Source organism: Candidatus Burkholderia verschuerenii, from assembly GCF_001189365.1.
Taxonomy (GTDB): Bacteria; Pseudomonadota; Gammaproteobacteria; order Burkholderiales; family Burkholderiaceae; genus Caballeronia; species Caballeronia verschuerenii.
The window spans coordinates 21029-35714 of record NZ_LFJJ01000034.1 but is presented as its reverse complement, the minus strand read 5'-3'; the positions used below and the strand labels follow the sequence as shown (position 1 = coordinate 35714).

The following is a 14686-nucleotide window of genomic DNA, read 5'->3' as shown; positions in this document are numbered from 1 at the left end:
ATGATCCGAAGGCGCAGCGCAATCGAGCCCGCCATCGGCCACATGAAGGCGGATGGAAAACTCGATCGGAACTGGCTCAAAGGCGCACTCGGCGACGCGATTCACGCGGTGCTGTGCGGCGCGGGCCACAACCTGCGCATGATCCTCAGAAAGCTGCGGCTTTATTGCGCCCTTGTCCTTCTCGCTTCACTCAAACGCTCACCTGCGCTGCCCTTCCTCCCATGAGAGAGGCGCAACGCAAAACGAATTAGTCAGCCCCGACGAGATAGCCTTCGCGCAACAGCCGAAACAGCGCGTCACGCGTGGGCGTGCGCGATACGCCGTAATGCTGCGCGAGCGATATCGTTCTCGGAAAAGCGATCCCCCGGAAACAGGCGAAAGCTGAAGATGTCCTGCTTCAGCAGTTGATACACCTGCTCCGCGAGCGGATTGGCGCTTTGCATGACTCTCGCGATTGACGCATCCGGCCCGTCATCGGCGAGGTCCTTCAGTTTGCTCGTGCTGATACGTCGTCTCCCGCAAGTCGATGCACGAATTATCCACCGTTCGGGGGCGCTTCGATCAGGCTGACATGCGCCGCGACGATGATCCATCCGTCGAACGGGCCGGACGCTGGCGCGAGCCGCGCCCAGGTTTGCATCTGGCGGCCGAGCAGCGGCGTCGCGTCGCTTGTGAATTCGGTGCTCACGGTGGCGGCATCGTCGCCGAAAGTCGTCACCACCGTGCGATGCAAACGCCGCGAGCGCGGCACGAGCGCCGTGCTTTCGCGCCAGCGCCGGATCGCATCGCCGCCGTGCTGCACTTCCGCGATGCCGTAGCGCACCGTCTCCGGCGCGTCCCAGAACAGCGCGTTCATCGTGTCGACGTCGTTATCGACGAGCGCCTGTTCGTAGGCGACGAACGCGCGTTCGACCTGCGCGACGATCTCCGGGCGATTGATCCGCATCATGCCTCCAGCACGTCGGCGAGCGTCGCCGTCCAGTCGACGATACCGCCTTGCGAGCGAATCATCTCGATCGTCGCGGCCTTGAACGCGGGAATATAACTCGCCGTCGCGTCTTCGATCAGCACGCATTCGTAGCCGCGATCGTTGGCTTCGCGCATGCTGGTCTGCACGCAGACTTCGGTCGTCACGCCCGCAAACACGAGATGCGTAACGCCGCGCAGCGCGAGTTCCTCGCCGAGACGCGTCGCATAGAACGCGCCCTTGCCCGGCTTGTCGATGACGAGTTCGCCCTCGACCGGCGTCAACGCGTCGATGATCGCGTTGCCCGGTTCGCCGCGCACGAGGATGCGGCCCATCGGCCCGGCATCGCCGATGCGCGCGTGCGGCGCGCCGCGCAGACGCTTGGCGTCGGGGCAATCGGAGAGATCGGGCGCATGCGATTCGCGCGTGTGCACCACATGCCAGCCGTTGCCGCGCGCGAAGGCGAGCAGACTTTCGACTGTCGGCACGATGGAGGCGAGCAGCGACACGTCGTTGCCCAGCGCTTCGCCGAAGCCGCCCGGCTCGATGAAATCGCGCTGCATGTCGATCACCACGAGCGCGGTGCGCCGCGGCTCGAAGCTGAACGGCGAAGGTTGCGCGTGTGCGAGCGTCGGCATCGGATCAGCCCTCGTAGCGTCGTTCGGGCGCGGGAAATCCGCACGGCTGGCCGTCCTTGACGACGACCTCGTCTTCCCACGGCGGGCGATATTCGCCGCGCACCATGTCCTGCATGAAGGTGTACGGGCAATCGCTCGCGCCGCCCTTCACCGCGACATAACCGCGATGCCCGAACTGATAGATATTGTTCTCCACGCCCCAATGCACGCGCGCCTCGCGCACCAGATCGGGACGCATCTCGCAAGTGATGATTTCATCGGGACGATGACTGCCCTCGACCATCACGGTGCCGTCGAAGTCGCAGAACATGCCTTCGCCCATCGAGTCGAAGCTGCCGTCGGTGCCGCACAGACAGACGCTCGCTGTCTGCGCGAGATTCTGGAATGCGTTCGACTGGTTGGTGATCTTCCATGCGTGACGAATCGGTGCGGTGTAGCCCGCCGTGCGCAAGATCACTTCCGCGCCCTTGTAGGCGGCCTCGCGCGCCATCTCGGGAAACATGCCGTCATGACAGATGATCAGCGCGATCTTCGCGCCCTTCGGCCCGATGCACACCGGCACGCCGATATTGCCCGGCTCCCACGGCTCGACCGGCACCCACGGATGCAGCTTGCGGTAATACAGTTGTATCTCGCCGCGATCATCGATGATCAATCCGCTGTTGTACGGATTGCCGCGCGGATTGCGCTCCATGATCGAGAAGCAGCCCCAGATGCGATGCTCGATGCACGCCGCCTTGAACGCCGCGACTTCCGGGCCGTCGAGCGTGCACATGATGGCATCGTCGGTTTTCATCGACAGGCCGTGCAGTGCGTATTCGGGGAACACGACGAGATCCATCGCCGGGTTGTTGCGACGCGCCTTGCCCACCATATCGACGATGCGCTGCGTCTGCGCGGCCAGTTCGGCGGGCGTGGACACATCGGGATTCTGCAACTGCACGAGACCGACGACGATGCCTTGCGGCGACTTGTTCAATCCACCGAGACCACTCGAACTCATTGTTTCAGACTTCTTATCGTTTATCGTTACGCCGGCGCGGTGACCGGCTCCGCGTGATCATGATCGCCGCTTTCGACATGCTCCGCCATATGCCGCCCGAGCGCGACGCGATCCGCGCCGCTCGCCGCCGTTTCATGCACTAGCCGCCCTTCCGCGATCACCGCGATGCGATCCGCGAGTTCGAGCAGTTCGTCGAGATCTTCGCTGACGAGCAGCACGGCCGCGCCCGCATCGCGGGCGGCGAGAATACGCGCGTGGATATCCGCGACCGATGCGAAGTCCAGACCGAACACCGGATTCGCAACGATCAGCACATCGACCGGCTGGCCGAGTTCGCACGCGAGCACGGCGCGCTGCACATTGCCGCCCGACAGCGTGCCGATGGCGCGCGCCGGCACCGGCGGACGCACGTTGAACTCGGCGATCAGGCGTTCGGCGCGCGAGCGCATCGCGCGGCGGTCGAGACGCCAGCCGTTGCGCTTCATCGGCGCGCGATCGAAGTCGCGCAGCGCGAGGTTATCCGCGACGCTCATGTTCGCCACGCACGCATTGCGCAACGGTTCTTCCGGCAACGCGAACACGCGCAGCCGCGTCATCTCCTCACGCGTCGCCCGATACGGCTCGCCGTGCATGCGCATCTCGCCCATATGCACGCGACGCTGGCCGACCAGCGCTTCGATCAGCTCTTTCTGGCCATTGCCCGACACCCCCGCGATGCCCAGAATTTCGCCCGATTTCACCGCCAGCGAGACATCGCGCACGGCCATATGACCGCGATCGTCGATCACGCAGAGCTGCTTCAACGCGAAGCGCACGGGCGCATCGGCGGCGCAAGGCAGGCGGGCGGGACGCGCGGCGTCGAACTCGGCGGAGGTCGCGGGATTGCGCGCGGCTTCGCTGCCCATCATCCACGCGGCGAGGCGGTCGCGGTCGGTATCGGCGACGGCGCTGGAGCCGACCAGCTTGCCCTTGCGCAACACGGTGACGTCGTCCGCATACGCCATCACTTCGCGGAACTTGTGCGTGATCATCAGCACGGTCAGATCGCCGCGCGTGGCGAGATCGCGCATCAGGCCGAGCACTTCGTCGGCTTCCTGCGGCGTGAGCACGGATGTCGGTTCGTCGAGAATCAGAAAACGCTGCCGCAGATACAACTGCTTGAGGATTTCGAGCTTTTGTTTTTCGCCGGCCGCCAGCGTCGACACGGGCGCGTCGAGTCGCAAGCGAAACGGCATGGAACGCATGAAGGTATCGAGCGCCTCGCGTTCCTTCGGCCAGTCGATCTTCCACGGCAAACGGCCGCGCGCAAGCAGCAGATTTTCTTCGACCGACAAACCCGCCGCCAGCGTGAAATGCTGATACACCATGCCGATGCCGATGCCGAGCGCCTGCGCATCGCGCGGCGAGGCGATCCTCACCTGCTTGCGATCCGCGACGATCTCGCCCGCGTCGAGCACGCCGTAGCCGACCAGACCCTTCACGAGCGTGCTCTTGCCCGCGCCGTTCTCGCCGAGCAGCGCGTGCACGGTGCCGGGACGCACCTTGAGCGTCACGTCGTCGAGCGCGGTGAACGCGCCGAAGCGTTTGGTCGCGCCGAGCATTTCGATGCTCATTGCTCTCGCCGTGTCGTTCATGATCAGCGTCCCAGCGTGGCGATCAGCGATGCCGAATCCGATACCGTGCCGAACACGCCGCCCTGCATCAGCACCATATGCAGCGCTGCCTCGTGATTGCCGCGATCGGTCGCGCCGCAGCAGTCTGCGAGAATCGTGCATTCGAAGCCGCGGTCGTTGGCCTCGCGCATCGTCGTATGGACGCAGACGTCGGTTGTGATGCCCGTCAGCACGATATTCTCGATGCCGCGCGTGCGCAGGATCAGTTCGAGATCGGTCGCGCAGAACGAGCCCTTGCCCGGCTTGTCGATGACGATCTCGCCCGCCACCGGCTTCAGTTCGTCGATGATCTCCCAGCCCGGTTCGCCGCGCACGAGAATCTTGCCGCACGGTCCGTCGTCGCCGATGCCGATACCGTTCGTGCCCACCATCCGGCTTCGCCAGCGCTTGTTGGCCGGCAGATCCGATAGATCCGGCCGATGCCCCTCGCGCGTATGGATGATCGTGAAGCCCTGTTCGCGCATCAGCGCGAGCACGCGCCGGATCGGCTCGATGGGCGCGCGCGTCATCGACAGGTCGTAGCCCATCTTGTCGACATAACCGCCGATGCAGCAAAAATCCGTCTGCATGTCGATGATGACGAGCGCGGTGTTGTCAGGACGCAGATCGCCGTCATAGGGCCACGGATAAGGACGTGCCTCGATAAAGCGGGTCATGTGAGTTGCTCCGTTGATTGAATCAGCGTGTGAGACTCAGTTCGCCCGGCGCGCCCGCGAGCGTGCGATCGGGCCGGCAGTTGACGATCATGATCGCGAGCGTCAGCACATACGGCGCGGCGTTGAACAGGTAGTAGCCGCTGGTCACGCCGATCGCCTGCAACGCGGGGCCGAGCGCGCCCGCCGCGCCGAAGATCAACGCGGCCCACAGGCAGCGCAACGGCTGCCAGCGCGCGAAGATCACCAGCGCGACCGCCATCAGGCCTTGTCCGCTCGACAGCCCTTCGTTCCAGCTTCCCGGATAGACGAGCGACAGATACGCGCCGCCGATGCCCGCGAAAAAGCCGCCGACGGTCGTCGCGACGATCCGCACGCGCGTGATCGGATAACCCATCGCGCGGGCGCTTTCCGCGTTCTCGCCGACGAGCCGCAGCGCCATGCCCCAGCGCGTGTGCCGCAAGCCCCACTGCAACGCGAACGCCAGCATCACGCCGGCGATGAACAGCGGATTGATATGCAGCGCGTTGTGCAATTGCGGCGACGACGACCACGCGCCGAGATCGATCGACGGCAACATCGGCGCTTGCGGTTCGATGAACGGCTTGCCGAGATAGAACGCGAGGCCGGTGCCGACCACCATCAGCGCAATGGCGAACGCGATGTCCGACACGCGCGGCAACGAGCACACGAGGCCGTGCAGACAGCCGAGCACGATGCCCGCGCAACCGGCGGCCAGCACGCCGAGCCACGGCGAACCGGTGAGATAGGCGCCGGCGTAACCGCTCATCGCGCCGGAAACGAGAATGCCTTCGAGACCGAGATTGACGCGTCCGCCCTTCTCCGTCAGACATTCGCCGATGCTCACGAACAAATAAGGTGTGCTCACGCGGATCGCGCCCGCGAACAGCGAGAGCATGAGAATCGCAGCGGGGGAATGTGCATCAGGCATGCGTGCCCTCCAGTCGGACCGATGAACGTGCGGCGGATGCCGCCTGCAATTTCACGCGCCACGCGGCGATCCGTCCGCCGAGCGCTTCCCACGCGAGCAGATTGGCGAACAGCAGGCCTTGCAGAAACAGCGTGGTGGCATCGGGCAGGCCGAGACGGCGTTGCAGCAGACTGCCGCTCGCCTCGATCCCGCCGACCAGCACCGCGCACAGGACGATCGCGAGCGGATTCTGGCGCGCGGCAAACGCGACGAGGATGCCCGCGTAACCGTATCCCGCGAGCAGCGATGCATTCGCGCTGCCCTGCACCGCCGCGACCTCGAACATGCCCGCGAGTCCCGCCGCCCATCGCGCAGGCCGCGAGCGCGAGGCGATTCACCGGCAGGCCGACCAGCCGCGCCGCATGGTTGTTGCCGCCCGCGACGCGCATCGCAAAGCCCTTGGTGCTGTGACGCACGAACACCCACGCCGCGAGACACGCGAGCGCGCCCCAGAACAGTCCCCAGTGCACTTCGAGGCCGGGCAGCGAGCCGATCGCGAAGGCATCGGGCACGGGAGGCGTCGACGGCTTGTTGAGGCTCGCGGGATCGCGCAGCGGCCCTTCGACGAGATGCTTGAACAGGGCAATGGCGATATACGACATCAGCAGGCTGCTGATGGTCTCGTTGACGCCGCGCCATTGACGCATCGCGCCGACCGCGCCGATCCACACGCCGCCCGCGATCATGCCGGCCACGGCCATCAGCGGCGTCGCGACGAGCCGGGCATCGACTTGGGAAGCAGCATCGCGACGACGGCCGCGCCCAGTCCGCCCAATGCGAGCGCGCCTTCGCCGCCGATCACGACGAGTTCGACTTGCGCGAGCAGCGCGACGCACAGCGCGGTGAGCATCAGCGGCGCGGCGCGCAACAGCGTGCTCTGCCACGCGAACGACGAACCGAACGCGCCCTGCGCGATGAGCACGAGCGCATCGCTCGCGGCTTGTCCCTGCACGAGCAGAAACAGCGAAAACAACACGAGCGTACCGACGATTGCGCACAGCGTCGGCAAGGCCGGAAGCACGCCCAAAGCGAGGCGCGGCAACACGGCAAGGGAACGCATGACGTCTCCTCGAATGAAGGAATCAGATCTGCCCGACGACGCCCGCCACGAGATAGTTCATGCTCTCGAGCTTGATGTCGGTCTGCGCGTAGCTGGTGCCCGGCGCGATCGCGCTGCCGCCCTTGTTGTCCTTCATCGGGCCTTTGAAGATCACGTATTCGCCCGCGACCATCTTGGTTTTGACCGCATCGGCGTTGGTCCTGGCGTCGGGCGCGACCTTCGCGCCGTACGGCGACATCTTCACGAAGCCTTCCTTCAGACCGCCGCGCAGGATATTCGGCTGCGGCTTGCCGCCTTGCGCGTCCGCGACGAGTTCCTTGTACGGCGTCGCCCAGTCCCATTCCGCGCCGGCGAGATAACCCTTCGGCGCGAGCGCGGCCTGACTCGCGTGATAGCCGCAACTCATCTCGCCGCGCTTCTCCGCCGTTTCGATGACGACCTTCGGGCCGTCGACGTGACAGGTCAGCACGTCGCATCCCTGATCGATGAGACTGTTGGTGGCTTCGGCTTCCTTGACGGGCATCGACCAGTCGCCGGTGAAGATCACGCGCGTGGTGATCGACGGATCGACCGATTGCGCGCCCAGCGTGAACGCGTTGATATTGCGCAGCACCTGCGGAATCGGCTTGGCCGCGACGAAGCCGAGCTTCTTGCTCTTGCTCGCGTGACCGGCCATCACGCCGTTCAGATACTGACACTCGTCGATATAACCGAAATAGCCGGCGATATTCGACGGATTGCCGTCCTTCCACAAGCCGCCGCAATGCGCGAAACGCACCTTCGGATACTTCGCCGCCATCTTCAGCACATGCGGATCGAAATAACCGAACGAGGTCGCGAAGATCAGCGTCGCGCCGTCCTGCTCGATCATCGCTTCCATCGTCTTTTGCACGGCGACGGTCTCGGGCACGTTTTCTTCCTCGACCACCTTCACGTTCGGCAGCTTCCTGATTATGGCGGCCGCCTGGGCCTGCGCCTGGTTGTAGCCGTAATCGCCCTTCGAACCAACGTAGATCACGCCGACCGTGAGATTGCTCGCGCCGAACGCGAGATCAAACGGCAACGCGCTGCCGAGCGCGAGCGCGCCCGCGCCTTTGATGAACTCGCGGCGATTGGTCATGATGAGGCTTCCTGTGTGGGTTGATCGTTGGACGGAACGGAAAGGCTGTGCAGGTACGCGCGCCAGCCGCCGAAGGCGTGATGTCGCGCGCGCCGCTGTCCGCCGCGACGGCGGCGGGCTCGCAGATGAAGCTCTTGACCGCGCGGCCGTCGGCGGTCGCGATGGTGCCGATGCCGAGCGGCGCGGGAATCGCCGCGACGAAGGCGCCGAAGCAACGCAACGGCATCTCCCATAGCTCGATGGCGATCGCGCGGCCATCGCCGGATGTGCGCACGAGGCCGGGTTTCGGCGGCGTCGTGTCGGCGAGCGCGTAGAGGCGGTAATGCGGCGCGGTCGTGGTTTCCTCGACGAAGCGCGCGCCCGCTTCGCGCATCTGCCAGTTGAACGGCATGCCGCGCAGATGCGCGCCGACCACGGCGAGCGTCAGCGTCGGTTCGTCGAAGGGCAGCGGGTTCGCGGCGATTTCTTCGGCGCTGTCGTCGGCATCGAACAGTGACTGAATACGCGCGCCCAGCACCGCGAGCCGATGATCCGCGCCCGCCGGCGCGATCAGCGTAATGCCCGCGGGCAAGCCGTCCGCGCGCGGCACGCCGGGCACGGCGAGCGCGCACAGATCGAGCAGATTGACGAAGTTGGTATAGACGCCGAGACGGCTGTTCGCCTCGACCGGATCGGCGCGCACCTGCGCGATGGTCGGATGCGTCGGCGTCGTCGGCACGATGAGCACGTCGGTGCGCTCGAAGATCGCTTCGGTCTCGCTCAGACGCATGCGCTCGTATTCGCCGTCGAAGGCATCGGCGGCGCTGAAGCGGTCGGCGCGCGCGATCACCTTCGCCACGGTCGGATCGATGTCGCCGGCGTTCGACGTGAAGAAATCGCCGAGCGCGGCGCGCCGTTCGGCGACCCACGGGCCCTCGTAGAGCAGCGCGGCGGTCTGCTGCATCGGCGCGAACGGAAAGACCCCCGGCGCGATGCCGAGTCGCGTCGCGATAACGTCGAGCGTCGCGGCGAAGGCGTCGGCGGCGACGGCATCGCCGAAGAATTCAAGCGTATCGGGGATGGCGACGCGCATCGGCGCGTGCGGCAAGCCGAGCGGCGCGATGCGGCGCGCATAGCCGTCGCGCGCATCGAACGCGGCCATCGCAGCGAGCACGCGCCAGGCATCGGCGACGTCGTGCGCGAACACCGAGAGCGTGTCGAGGCTCTTGCACGCGGGCACCACGCCGCGCTTACTCACCAGCCCGAGCGACGGCTTCAGGCCGACGAGGCCGTTGAAACCGGCGGGCACGCGTCCCGATCCGGCCGTATCCGTCCCGAGCGAAAACGCCACGATGCCCTGCGCCACCGCCACCGCCGAACCGCCCGACACATAGTCGTCGCGATCGACCTGCCGCACCGCGCCGTACGGCGAGCGCGTGCCGACAAGTCCGGTCGCGAACTGATCGAGATTGGTCTTGCCGACGAGAATCGCGCCCGCATCGAGCAGACGCTGGACGGCGAAGGCGGTCGTATCGGGCGTATAGGCGAAAGCCGGACACGCCGCCGTGGTCGGCAAACCGGCGACGTCGACGTTGTCCTTCACCGCGAAGGGCACACCGAACAGCGGCATGCGCTCGAAGATCGCCGAGCCGGTGTCGGCGTATTCGCGCGCCAGTTGCCGGGCGCGCGCGTCGAGATCGGCGGCGGGCAGGACCAGCGTCCACGCTTCCGGACGATTGCCCGTCTCGACGCGACGCCGGATCAGCGCGACCGTCGACGGATCGAGCGTGCCGCTGCGGTAGGCGTCGATCAGCGCGCGCACGCCGAAAGCGTGCTCGGTGATGGCTGCGTTCATGAGTTCCATCTTGAATACAAGTTGGAATTCTTCAATGCAGCATCCGTGCCACAAGGCGGCAAAGCCTTATGCCATCGGGCTTTTCGGGCGATTCAGGGGATCAATGCGCAGGCGCATGCTGACCCAGCGTGGGTCATTCCGTGATCACGATGGTGCGCGGATCACGTTCGAAGTGCGTTCGAGGTGCGTTGGGATTGGGAAGGCACCGGTCTGAAAACCGGCGCATGGCGACGAATAGCGCCCTGAGCGGGCTGATGTCGCAGACGGCTGGGTGTCGGGCAGCGTACGCCCGACCATCGCCTTCAAAGGGCTTCAGAGCGCGTCTGAAGCCTCAGGACGCATTGACGGAGTCCTTGAACGCCTTGCCGGCGGTGAACTTGACCGTCTTGGTGGCCGGAATGGTGATGCTTTCGCCTGTCGACGGGTTGCGGCCCGTGCGTTCGACGCGCGCGCCGCTCGAGAACGAGCCGAAGCCGATCAGCTGGACGGTGTCGCCGCGGGTGACGGCTTCCATGACCGCGTCGAAGATCGCGTCGATGGCCGTGCCCGTGCTGGCCTTGCTGTCGCCCGTTTCGGCCGATACTGCGTCGATCAGTTCCTGTTTGTTCATGATTACATTTTCCTGATGAAGCGCCGTTAGGCGCGGATTGGGCGTCACCCTACCGCATCTCCGGCGCGACAGGCAAGCCCCCGGCGCGCGGCGGCGGGCTTGACGAACGGCCCGATCGCTGCGTGCGGCGCGGATGGCACAGCTGAAATCGGATGGTTGTGGAAACGACAGTTAGTTGCGAAATGGCATTTACGATCGTCCGGAAAACCGTTATTCGTTCGGTTAACTAACTAATGTGAATTTGGACGACATGCCGTGGTATGTTCCCATTTGTCCGCGCAATCACGCGCTCAACCGGCGGCGATCACGATGCAGGTAGACGAGTACAAAGGCTATTTGCTCTACGGCCATTCCATCGAACAGCCGACGGGTTATGCCGCGAGCGGCACGGTCATGCGCGATGGCCGCGTGGTGGAAAGCAGCGGCATTCTCGAAATCTTCGCGGTCGATGAAGAAGCACTCGCCGCCGGGCTCGCCTGGGCCCGCGAATGGGTCGACGGACACGCCTGAATCCACCATTGCGCTTTAAGAAATCACAAAACTGATTACAAATCGCTTGCCAATTTGAATGCGCAAAGCCAGGTAATTTATTCTTCCAACATTAAGAGAATGTTACGCACCATCGTGCGAAATTGACCTGACACGTTTTTCAGGCGCAGGCGCGACGCGCCAAACCGCGTGCCGCTAGGCGTAAACACCCACGTCCGGCTTTTTAACGCAAAACTTACCTCATGCGTTAATACAACACACCCCAGTTTTAATAAGACCAATCACGGTTTTGTTTTTCCTCGCGGGTATTATTCCGTCTCCCGATAGGACGAATCCGAGCCTCAACTTCGTCGACTCCCTGCCGTTAACAATCGAAGCGACGTGTTTTCGCCGCTCGGGACGACCTGCCAGGGGCGGGTCGCCTGGCTATAAAAACCAACAACAAGGCTCGATATGCCCGCGACAAGGCTCGATATGCCCGCGGCCTCCAAGACCAATCGACAGCTGTTCAGGACGACCTGGCCCTTCGTGGCCGTGGTCGTATCGCTGCTGGCGCTCGTCGCGACGAGCCTGTCGATCATGTCGTCCGTGCGCGCCTACATCGGCGGGGAAAGCACCTGGTCGAAAGGCCAGAAGGACGCGGTCTTCTACCTGATCCGCTATGCGCAGACCGGCGACGAAGCGACCTATCGCCAGTACGAACACTCCATTGCCGATCCGCTGAATCTCAAGCGCGCGCGTCTCGCGCTCGACCGGCGCGATCCCGACGAAGCCGTCGCGCGCCAGGCGCTGCTCGAAAGCGGCGTCTATCCCGCCGACGTCGGTTCGGTGATCTGGGTCTTCCGCACCTTCCGCCGCGCCAGTTATTTCGAGGAAGCCGTCGGCTACTGGACGCGCGGCGACGCGCTCGTCGATCAGCTCGCGACGGCCGCGCGCCAGTTGCGCGTCGCCAAGGCCGAAGGCGACGCCGGGCGCATCGAAGTCGAGCAATTGACGAGCGAAGTGTGGAACATCAACGCGTCGATCGCGCCGATTTCGCGCGCCTTCGCCGATGTGCTGGGCGCGGCGTTCCGGCAGACCGCGCTGCTGCTGTTCGTGATCAACGTGGTGGTCGCGGTGCTGCTGGTGTCGCTGTCGGTCTGGTACGCGCGGCGCTTCATCATGGCGCGGATCGTCACCGAATATGCGTTGCGGCGCAGCGAGGTGCGCGCCAAGGCGACCCTCGGCTCGATCGGCGAGGCGGTGATTTCGGTCGGGCCGACCGGTCTCGTCGAATATGTGAATCCGGTGGCCGAGCGGCTGTTCTGCCGCGATGCCATCAGTTGCGTCGATCGTCCGCTGACGGCGCTGGTGTCGATCGTGCGCGAATGGGACCGGCGTCCCGTCGATCTGATCGAACAGGCCTTGCGCGGCACCGAACCCGCCGATCCCGGCACCGATCTCGTGCTGACCAACGTGCGCGGCGTCGAAACCGTCGTGCAGGCGATTACCTCGGTCGTGCACGATACCTCCGAGACCATCACCGGCGCCGTGCTGCTTCTGCGCAACATGGCGCGCGAGCGCGAGTACGTGTCGAATCTGTCGTGGCAGGCCTCGCACGACGGGCTGACCGGCCTGCTCAATCGCACCGAATTCGAGCGGCGGCTGTATGCCTCGCTCGATGGACAGACCGACAGCGAAAGCGCGCAACTGCCGCGCATGCTGATGATGCTCGACCTCGACCAGTTCAAGGTCGTCAACGACACCTACGGCCACGCCGCCGGCGATACGATGCTGCGCGAAGTCGCGCTGCTGTTCCGCAAATCGCTGCGCGACGAGGATTCGCTCGCGCGTCTGGGCGGCGACGAATTCGCCGCGCTGATGCCCAATTGCGACGAGCAGAGCGCGGTCATCATCGCGGAGCGGCTGCGTCAGGAAGTGGCCGCGTTCGAGTGGTCGGGCGAGACGCATACGCTGTCGACGAGCGTAAGTATCGGCCTCGTCGATCTGCGCGGCCTCGACATGGAAACCGCGATGCGCTTCGGCGATATCGCCTGTTATCTCGCCAAGGAGCGGGGCCGCGATCGCGTGCATCTGGCCGTGCGCGGCGACAAGGAACTCACGCGCCACGCCAGCGCGATGTCGTGGTGCGGACGCATCAAGGATGCGCTGGCGAACAACCGCTTCTGTCTGTTTGCGCAGGAAATCCGCTCGATCCACGATGCCGAGGATTTCTCCGGCGACCATCCGCGTCACGTCGAAATCCTGCTGCGCATGGTCGGCGACGGCGGCAAGATCGTGTCGCCGAACTTCTTCATGCCGGCGGCGGAACGCTACGGACTGATGTCCGCGATCGACCGCTGGGTGGTGCGCGCCGTGTTCGCGACGCTCACGCGCACCGGCAATCCCGACAACGTGCAATACGCGATCAACCTCTCCGGCGCGTCCATCGGCGACGAGCGCTTCCTGCAGTTCCTCAACGAGCAGTTCGAGATCAGCGACGTCGCGCCCGAATCCATCTGCTTCGAAGTGACCGAAACCACGGCCATCGCCAATCTCGCGGCGGCGGCGCGTTTCATCAGCGAACTGAAGGCGCGCGGCTGCCGCTTCTCGCTCGATGACTTCGGCGCGGGCATGTCTTCCTTCGGTTATCTGAAGCATCTGCCGGTCGACTACATCAAGATCGACGGCGGATTCATCAAGGACATGCTCAAGGATGCCGTTAATCGTGACATGGTCGCGGCCATCAACGACATCGGACATTCGATGGGCCGTCTCACCATTGCTGAATATGTCGAGAGCGAAGCCATCCTTCGCGCCCTGGGCAACATGGGCGTGGACTTCGTGCAGGGCTTTCACGTCGGCCGCCCCGCGCTGTGGGCGCAAAACGTGGAGTTTCTCGCAACAACTTAGGAGAGGATGTTGGATCCCACTTTTCAGCGGGTTGGCGACCTGAAGGATATCGCCAGCTACCCGGCCTGGTTGGGCGACGTGCTGGCCGATACCGATGCGGCCAAGCAAAAGGTAACCGGTCATCCCATCTTCGCCGCGATGCGCGAAGCGAAACTCGCGCCGCGCCAGGCCGAAGCGTTCCTCGTGAACGGCTGGCCGGTCGTCGAGCAGTTTCCGCAGTACATGGCGATGAATCTGCAGAAACTGCGTTACGGACATTCGCGCGGCGAAGACCTCGCGCGCCGGTATCTCACCCGCAATATCCGCGTCGAACAGAATCACGCCGACTACTAGGTCGACTGGGCCGCGGCGCACGATGTGCCGAAGCGCGCGCTGATGAAGGGCGGCGGTCCGTCGCTCGCGTATGCGCTGTCGCACTGGTGCTGGAAGAGCAGCAGCGGCGATTCGCTCGCGGCCAGCATCGCCGCGACCAACTTCGCCATCGAAGGCGTGACCGGCGAATGGTCCACTTTCGTGTGCAGCAGCGATGCCTACGCCAACAGTTTTGCGCCGTCGATGCGCCGCAAGGCAATGCGCTGGCTCAGCCTGCACGCCCATTACGACGACGCGCATCCGTGGGAAGCGCTGGAAATCGTCGCGACGCTGCTCGGCAATGCGCCGGGCGTCGACGAAGTGGACGAGGTCAAGCAAAGCATCGAGATGAGTTATGAGTATTTCAAGCTGAGCCTCGACTGCTGCTTGTAAAGCAGTCCTACG

The 14686-nt window shown here is 64.7% G+C and carries 12 protein-coding genes and 4 pseudogenes; 5 read left to right on the top strand and 11 right to left on the bottom strand.

The genetic code is table 11. The features are described 5' to 3' along the window. Positions 1-225: pseudogene (locus BVER_RS09285) on the top strand (IS5/IS1182 family transposase); the annotation flags it as partial. 37 nt (positions 226-262) lie between these two features. Here BVER_RS09285 and BVER_RS31335 read toward each other — a convergent pair. From BVER_RS31335 to BVER_RS09235, 11 genes and pseudogenes are all read right to left on the bottom strand, one after another. Further along, a pseudogene (locus BVER_RS31335) lies at positions 263-443 on the bottom strand (GntR family transcriptional regulator); the annotation flags it as partial. Between the two features lie 92 nt (positions 444-535). Then, positions 536-949: an oxalurate catabolism protein HpxZ gene (gene hpxZ / locus BVER_RS09280; RefSeq protein ID WP_232316463.1), complete on the bottom strand. Its 414-nt coding sequence runs from the start codon at positions 947-949 to the stop codon at positions 536-538. After that, positions 946-1605, bottom strand: coding sequence for a cysteine hydrolase family protein (locus BVER_RS09275; RefSeq protein ID WP_050453040.1), 660 nt, complete (start codon positions 1603-1605; stop codon positions 946-948). The genes hpxZ and BVER_RS09275 overlap by 4 nt, the downstream gene beginning before the upstream one ends. Before the next feature lie 4 nt (positions 1606-1609). Beyond that, entirely contained in the window at positions 1610-2608 is a 999-nt protein-coding gene (locus BVER_RS09270; protein ID WP_050453039.1) for a formamidase, read from the bottom strand. Positions 2609-2634: 26 nt separating this feature from the next. Then, on the bottom strand, positions 2635-4242 hold the full coding sequence (locus tag BVER_RS09265) for an ABC transporter ATP-binding protein (RefSeq protein ID WP_050453038.1): 1608 nt from the start codon (positions 4240-4242) through the stop codon (positions 2635-2637). 2 nt (positions 4243-4244) lie between these two features. After that, entirely contained in the window at positions 4245-4937 is a 693-nt protein-coding gene (gene biuH, locus BVER_RS09260; protein WP_050453037.1) for a biuret amidohydrolase, read from the bottom strand. 22 nt (positions 4938-4959) lie between these two features. After that, the gene (locus BVER_RS09255; RefSeq protein WP_050453036.1) at positions 4960-5886 is read right to left on the bottom strand and encodes an ABC transporter permease; all 927 of its coding nucleotides are present in this window, start codon (positions 5884-5886) and stop codon (positions 4960-4962) included. Further along, positions 5879-6985, bottom strand: a pseudogene (locus tag BVER_RS09250) (ABC transporter permease). The gene BVER_RS09255 and the pseudogene BVER_RS09250 overlap by 8 nt, the downstream one beginning before the upstream one ends. A 22-nt stretch (positions 6986-7007) precedes the next feature. Further along, positions 7008-8105 carry a BMP family ABC transporter substrate-binding protein gene (locus BVER_RS09245; RefSeq protein WP_050453035.1) on the bottom strand — a complete coding sequence of 366 codons (1098 nt, stop codon included), beginning with the start codon at positions 8103-8105 and terminating at the stop codon, positions 7008-7010. Continuing rightward, a pseudogene (gene atzF / locus BVER_RS09240) lies at positions 8102-9939 on the bottom strand (allophanate hydrolase). The gene BVER_RS09245 and the pseudogene atzF overlap by 4 nt, the downstream one beginning before the upstream one ends. 331 nt (positions 9940-10270) lie before the next feature. Continuing rightward, positions 10271-10597, bottom strand: coding sequence for an HU family DNA-binding protein (locus BVER_RS09235; RefSeq protein ID WP_370444218.1), 327 nt, complete (start codon positions 10595-10597; stop codon positions 10271-10273). A gap of 261 nt (positions 10598-10858) precedes the next feature. On the opposite strand from BVER_RS09235, the gene BVER_RS09230 reads away from it, so the two are divergent. The 4 genes from BVER_RS09230 to BVER_RS33560 all read left to right on the top strand — a co-directional run bounded on the left by BVER_RS09230 (position 10859) and on the right by BVER_RS33560 (position 14674). Then, positions 10859-11059: a DUF6566 family protein gene (locus BVER_RS09230; protein WP_050453034.1), complete on the top strand. Its 201-nt coding sequence runs from the start codon at positions 10859-10861 to the stop codon at positions 11057-11059. Positions 11060-11512: 453 nt separating this feature from the next. Further along, positions 11513-13930 (top strand): EAL domain-containing protein, encoded by a 2418-nt coding sequence (locus BVER_RS09225; protein ID WP_050453033.1) that lies wholly within the window; start codon positions 11513-11515, stop codon positions 13928-13930. A gap of 6 nt (positions 13931-13936) precedes the next feature. Further along, positions 13937-14263: a hypothetical protein gene (locus BVER_RS33565; protein ID WP_232316462.1), complete on the top strand. Its 327-nt coding sequence runs from the start codon at positions 13937-13939 to the stop codon at positions 14261-14263. 24 nt (positions 14264-14287) lie between these two features. Further along, on the top strand, positions 14288-14674 hold the full coding sequence (locus BVER_RS33560) for a hypothetical protein (protein WP_232316461.1): 387 nt from the start codon (positions 14288-14290) through the stop codon (positions 14672-14674). Positions 14675-14686 lie beyond the last annotated feature (12 nt).

Bases quoted from the DNA above. Each gene is read 5' to 3' on its own strand.
- hpxZ (WP_232316463.1), bottom strand. From the start codon at position 949: ATGATGCGGATCAATCGCCCGGAGATCGTCGCGCAGGTCGAACGCGCG.
- BVER_RS09275 (WP_050453040.1), bottom strand. From the start codon at position 1,605: ATGCCGACGCTCGCACACGCGCAACCTTCGCCGTTCAGCTTCGAGCCG.
- BVER_RS09270 (WP_050453039.1), bottom strand. From the start codon at position 2,608: ATGAGTTCGAGTGGTCTCGGTGGATTGAACAAGTCGCCGCAAGGCATC.
- BVER_RS09265 (WP_050453038.1), bottom strand. From the start codon at position 4,242: ATGAACGACACGGCGAGAGCAATGAGCATCGAAATGCTCGGCGCGACC.
- biuH (WP_050453037.1), bottom strand. From the start codon at position 4,937: ATGACCCGCTTTATCGAGGCACGTCCTTATCCGTGGCCCTATGACGGC.
- BVER_RS09255 (WP_050453036.1), bottom strand. From the start codon at position 5,886: ATGCCTGATGCACATTCCCCCGCTGCGATTCTCATGCTCTCGCTGTTC.
- BVER_RS09245 (WP_050453035.1), bottom strand. From the start codon at position 8,105: ATGACCAATCGCCGCGAGTTCATCAAAGGCGCGGGCGCGCTCGCGCTC.
- BVER_RS09230 (WP_050453034.1), top strand. From the start codon at position 10,859: ATGCAGGTAGACGAGTACAAAGGCTATTTGCTCTACGGCCATTCCATC.
- BVER_RS09225 (WP_050453033.1), top strand. From the start codon at position 11,513: ATGCCCGCGGCCTCCAAGACCAATCGACAGCTGTTCAGGACGACCTGG.
- BVER_RS33565 (WP_232316462.1), top strand. From the start codon at position 13,937: ATGTTGGATCCCACTTTTCAGCGGGTTGGCGACCTGAAGGATATCGCC.